Origin of the sequence: Paenibacillus sp. OT2-17, assembly GCF_009827695.1 — a bacterium.
GTDB classification, from domain to species: domain Bacteria; phylum Bacillota; class Bacilli; order Paenibacillales; family Paenibacillaceae; genus Paenibacillus; species Paenibacillus polymyxa_B.
Genome location: NZ_WUDQ01000224.1, coordinates 1 through 5,691, shown reverse-complemented (window position 1 = coordinate 5,691; position 5,691 = coordinate 1). Strand labels below are relative to the sequence as shown.

Sequence of the window (5,691 nt, the reverse complement as noted above, 5' to 3'; positions counted from 1 at the left end):
CACACTGAAGCCATCTTGCTCTCCTCCTGCCGCTTGCCGCATATAATGAATAAATATACAACATAACGCATAGAATCGCAATACTCCATTTACCCTGCTATGACAGAATGGTGTTATAAAATGATCGTCCCAGCTTATAAAGTTGAAACGTACTGTACTGAAGCCTACGACTTATGAATTTACCGTGATAGAACCGATGAACTCTGCAAATACATCATTTCCGAATAAAATGCCGCGTTCACTCAAGCGATAACCGTCCTCAATTGATTCGATTAACCCGGCATTAAGCATTTTTCCGAGAGGAGCAGTAAATGTATCCTCTAGCGCCTGACCGAATTGAGCTTCAAAGCGGGACTTAGAAACGCCCTCTAGCATTCTCAAACCGACCATAAGAAAATCCTCCATAGCTTCCGCCGCTGGCACCTCAAAGCTATCCAGACGTGGCAAACCATTACGACTAGCCTCCACATAAGGGTTAATACCCTTAATGTTCATATGACGCTCTCTGCCAACATATCCATGTGCCCCTGCGCCGAGACCGTAATAGTCTTCATTTCGCCAATAGGTCATGTTGTGCTTGCTCCCCAAACCTGGTTTTGCGAAATTGCTAATCTCATACTGCTCATACCCCGCTTCTTTCATGCGACGCATGAGGAGTAAATACATTTCCAGTTCGTCATCCTCATGTGGAAGTGGCAGCTGATTTTTCTGGTACAGCGTATGGAAGAGTGTGTTTTCTTCAACCTTCAAGCTGTAGATAGAGTAATGAGGAAGCTCCAGCTCTAGTGCTCTACTCACGCTTTCATGCAGCATGTCCACCGTTTGATTCGGCAAACCAAACATCAGGTCAATCGACAAGTTGTCCAAGCCGACCTTACGGGCGTTTTCCAAACTACGATATACGTCATCTGTACTGTGAATACGACCTATGCCTGTGAGTAGCTCATTCTGAAAAGCCTGCACACCAAAGCTCAGTCGATTGACGCCGCCTTCCTTCATCACAGAGAGTTTTTCAAAATCAGTGGTGCCTGGATTGGCTTCCATGGAAAACTCAATATCTTCCGCCCAATTTGGGAAATAGGTTCGGACGCTCTTCAGGAAATATTCCATTTCTTTCGGGTTTAGGGTAGTTGGTGTTCCGCCCCCGACAAAAATGGTTTTAATCTCTCCTGGCGGGTGAAGCTTGACTGTATGTTCCATCTCCCGTTCCAGTGCATACAGATATTCCATAACAGGTTGATCCTTGAGCACATAAGAGTTGAAATCACAGTAAAAGCATTTATTCGTGCAAAAAGGTATATGCAGGTAAACCGCTTGAGGCGCGGATGAATGTTCATGTTTTTGTATGGATGCGGTCATACCGATCCTCCTTGTCAATTCAGTGTGTGGTGATTGAAAAAAATGGCGAAGAGGGGGGAGAACGCTCAGTGAATGGATCATTCTTCCGATCGCTGTTACCCCCGGATTTTTTCTTTGTAAATAAACTTAATAGGGTAAAATCCGGGGATAAAGGCGAACGCTAACGCTTCTTCAGAACGATTCCATCCACTCTGCTGCTGCCCACCACCATCGGTCATTTTTTGTGATGTAGGTGTTGCAGTAAGAGTAAAGTATCTTTAGAAATACGCTAAAGATACTGTTGTTATACTATTTTTGCAACTGAGATAACAAATACTCCATCTCTGGATAGCTTGCTCAAATAAATAACGTCCATTCTCCATGCACGGCAAATGCCCCATGAAAGAATGGACGAATACTTCAAGCAGCTTTACTCATCTATTTTCAGTACCGCCATAAATGCTTCCTGTGGTACTTCTACGTTACCGACCTGCTTCATACGCTTCTTGCCCTCTTTTTGCTTTTCAAGCAGCTTCCGTTTACGGGAAATATCGCCGCCGTAGCATTTGGCCAAGACGTTTTTACGCATCGCCTTAACGGTTTCACGCGCCACGACCTTTGTTCCCACAGATGCCTGGATTGGCACCTCGAACATTTGACGCGGGATTAGCTCGCGCAGCTTCTCACAGATAATACGTCCGCGATGATAAGCCCGATCTCTATGCACGATGAACGACAGCGCATCGACCTGCTCGCCATTCAACAAGATATCCATTTTCACCAGGTTGGACTGGCGATAGCCTGAAATCTCATAATCAAAGGAAGCATAACCTTTGGTACTTGATTTAAGCTGATCGAAGAAATCATATACGATTTCAGACAACGGAATTTGATACGTAATGGTTACCCGTGTCGTATCCAAGTATTCCATATTTACGTACTCACCACGTTTGGTTTGACAAAGCTCCATCACCGTACCTACGTAATCATTAGGGACGATAATACCTGCTCTTACATAGGGCTCTTCCACATGTTCAATCCGTCCGATTTCCGGATAATTCGATGGATTGTCGATCTGGATCGTTTCCCCATTCGTCAACTTTATGCGGTAAATAACGCTTGGTGCCGTTGTAATCAGTGGAATGTTAAATTCACGTTCAATCCGTTCCTGAATAACGTCCATATGAAGCAGACCAAGGAATCCACAACGGAAGCCAAAACCCAACGCGCTTGATGTTTCTGGCTCAAAGCTGAGCGAAGCATCGTTCAGTTGTAGCTTTTCAAGCGCCTCACGCAGATCGTTATACTCCGATGTTTCGATTGGATACAGACCGCAATATACCATCGGATTAATTTTCCGATAGCCTGGCATCGGTTCTAATGTTGGATTTTTTGCATCTGTCACCGTATCCCCGACACGCGTATCACCCACATGCTTGATACCAGCAACGATAAAACCAACATCACCGATGTTCAGCTCGTCCACGATGCTCATACGTGGCATGAAAGCACCAACTTCAATAACCTCAAACGTTTTGTCAGTTGCCATCATTTTAATTTTGGAACCTGCCTTGATGCTACCATCTACGACGCGGACATACACAATAACGCCTTTATATGGATCATAATGCGAATCGAAAATAAGCGCCTTCAGCGGATTATTCGGATTCCCTTGCGGAGCAGGTACGCTTCTGACCACCTGTTCCAAAATTTCCTTGATACCGATTCCAGCTTTGGCCGATGCGTGGACAGTCTCGCTCGTATCCAAGCCGATAACATCCTCGATTTCCTGCTTCACCCGTTCAGGATCGGCACTTGGCAAATCAATTTTGTTAAGCACCGGCAGAATTTCCAGATTGTTGTCCAACGCCAAATATACGTTAGCCAATGTCTGTGCTTCAATACCCTGTGCCGCGTCTACAACTAGCAAGGCCCCTTCACAGGCCGCCAAGCTTCGGGAAACCTCATAGGTAAAATCGACGTGTCCCGGTGTATCAATCAGATTCAAAATGTACTCTTCGCCGTCATCGGCCTTATAAGTGAGTCGCACTGCCTGGAGCTTGATTGTAATCCCGCGCTCCCGTTCCAGATCCATCTGATCAAGCACTTGCTCCTGCATTTCACGGGATGTGAGTGCACCGGTGTATTCCAAAATCCGGTCAGCCAGCGTGGATTTACCGTGGTCTATATGTGCAATGATACTAAAGTTCCGAATTTTACGTTGTCTTGCCAATATGTCAGTCATGCCTTACCCCCACACAATGCCTAGTGTCAATCAGCTTATTATAGCAGTTGTATAGGGGGTCAGCAATATTTCTATTCTGTCACTCCGTCAAAAACAGACACAACCCATCGAATCCCCTGTCTTGATAGGTTTTGCAGCAGCCCAGCCGTTTTGTCCGCCATGGTATCCACCGAAGCTTGTTGTCCCTTGACGGCTAACAGTTCACGCGGTGTCTCCAGGTCCTGAGTATTGACATGCTGCGCAGTCGTCGAATACCACCTGGATGCCCCGAGTTCCGTCTGCTCCTCATTTTCTTCCCTTCCACTAGCTTCATTTATACCCGCTCCCGTTTTCGGCTCAACCTTAACATTTCCACTTGTGCTATACGTACCGCTATATGCACGAGCGTTAGCTGCGGGTGTATCCTCAATAACCGTCTGTTCATATCCGACTTTCTGTTGATTTACCGATTGAATCGTATCCCCGTTCCATTCCGGTCCATACACTGAACGCAGGCCAGATCCTGCCAGTTGCATACCCAGTAGAATACCTGCCCCCATGAGCAATACAAATCCAAGTGCTTTATTACGAAAATGTCCAGACATTACCTTCCCCCCTTACCGCTACCTCATTTAATTGCCGCTGTTGCTCTTTTTTGTATCCGATACGTTAGTGCCCGCTTTCTGAGCTTTCTGATCTTCCCAATACACTTCACCGATCATGTCCGCCAAAACGTCTGAGGTGCGTTTCAACTCCTCCTCGGTGTTGTCAATACCCCCGATTTCAATTAAAATGCTATGCGAAGATAAGCTTTGATTGTATTCACCGTTGTTGCCTTTGCCACCATCTTTCCCCCATACACCACGTGATACGCCATGATACGATTTTTCCAGCTTTTCATGAATACGAGCAGCAAAAGCTTCATTTTCGCGCCAATTTTTGTTGTCATGTCCGATAATAAAATACACCTTGGCATAAGAGAGTCCATTAATGGTTGCTGTTGTTTTTCCGTGACGTTGTGAATCTCGATGAATATCAAGCAAATAAGTTAAACCTTTATTTCCAGCTAAAGCTTCCTTGACTGTTTCGCGTGAATATTTATAGGAATAGTTCCAATTGTAATTTTGAACTGTAGTGGCATAATCCTTGTTTACATGCAGTGTGGATATCCCTTGCTTTTCCAGCCTCTTCTTTACGAAGTCCCCTACCCTTGACACATTGGCTGATTTAGAACCTGAATTGGGGTTGGAACTGGTTTTGCTGAGTAGTGGGTTATATGCTTCTCTGGGATGAGAATGGTAGATTAATATACGCTTGTCCCCTTTGACCGTATCACCTGGATGATCCTCACGTACCGGATCTGTTTGCGGTGTTGTCGGAATATCCGGCGTAGTAGTCGGTGGGTTCTCAGATGCATCTAAGCCACCATGTGCATCCGTCGTTTCCTGATCGGGCTGATAATCCGTAGGACCCTCTACCTTTGTGTTCCCCGAACCCTTGCGCAGCAAGACAGGCGCTCCCGCAGACATGCCAGGAATCTCACGAGAAATGAGACTTTTGGGATCCTGCGGATTAATACCTGTAAGCATCTGAAAAACAAAAGGCGACCATTGTTCACCCGACAACGAAGATTGCTGCTTCTTTTGTGCCAAATGAGGTACTTCCATACCTAGCATATCCGCAAAAAAACCGCTAGACACCGAACCTGCCAATCCTTTCATCGAAGAAACAGGAGATGTTTGTAGACGATTTTCTGCCAATCCCCCTAGCCCCAAAACGACAAATAAAAGCGCCGAGCCCATGATCAGCAGCACAAGCGTATGTCCCATCGCCAAAATTTCGATACCCTTTCTTCTCCATCTTCCGACGTTCCAGGTCTGAATTTTTTTCATCTGAGCCTTGTCCTCCTTCGTCCCGTCGAAACCCGCTTTATATTCGGAACATAGGGTTCCTATCTGCTGCGGAAATCTCTTATACTTCAACTCTATGAACGGAGAACAATTGCTAGAACACAAAAAATCTCTACCACAGGTATATCACCTCCCTTTTTGAAAGAGATTAGATTCCTGTTAAATAGAGACTTTTGGTATGAAATACGATTTTACCAACCCTTGATTAATGCGTATAGG

At 45.5% G+C, this 5,691-nt stretch carries 4 protein-coding genes; all 4 read right to left on the bottom strand.

The features are described 5' to 3' along the window. Window positions 1-171: 171 nt before the first annotated feature. Complete coding sequence (gene hemW, locus GRP75_RS18010; protein ID WP_160789964.1) at window positions 172-1,359, bottom strand: radical SAM family heme chaperone HemW; 1,188 nt, start codon at window positions 1,357-1,359, stop codon at window positions 172-174. Window positions 1,360-1,768: 409 nt separating this feature from the next. Beyond that, on the bottom strand, window positions 1,769-3,583 hold the full coding sequence (gene lepA, locus GRP75_RS18005) for a translation elongation factor 4 (protein WP_023989515.1): 1,815 nt from the start codon (window positions 3,581-3,583) through the stop codon (window positions 1,769-1,771). Window positions 3,584-3,654: 71 nt separating this feature from the next. Beyond that, entirely contained in the window at window positions 3,655-4,167 is a 513-nt protein-coding gene (locus GRP75_RS18000; protein WP_023989516.1) for a hypothetical protein, read from the bottom strand. Between the two features lie 27 nt (window positions 4,168-4,194). Next, the gene (locus GRP75_RS17995) at window positions 4,195-5,454 is read right to left on the bottom strand and encodes a stage II sporulation protein P (RefSeq protein WP_160789963.1); all 1,260 of its coding nucleotides are present in this window, start codon (window positions 5,452-5,454) and stop codon (window positions 4,195-4,197) included. Between the last annotated feature and the right edge of the window lie 237 nt (window positions 5,455-5,691).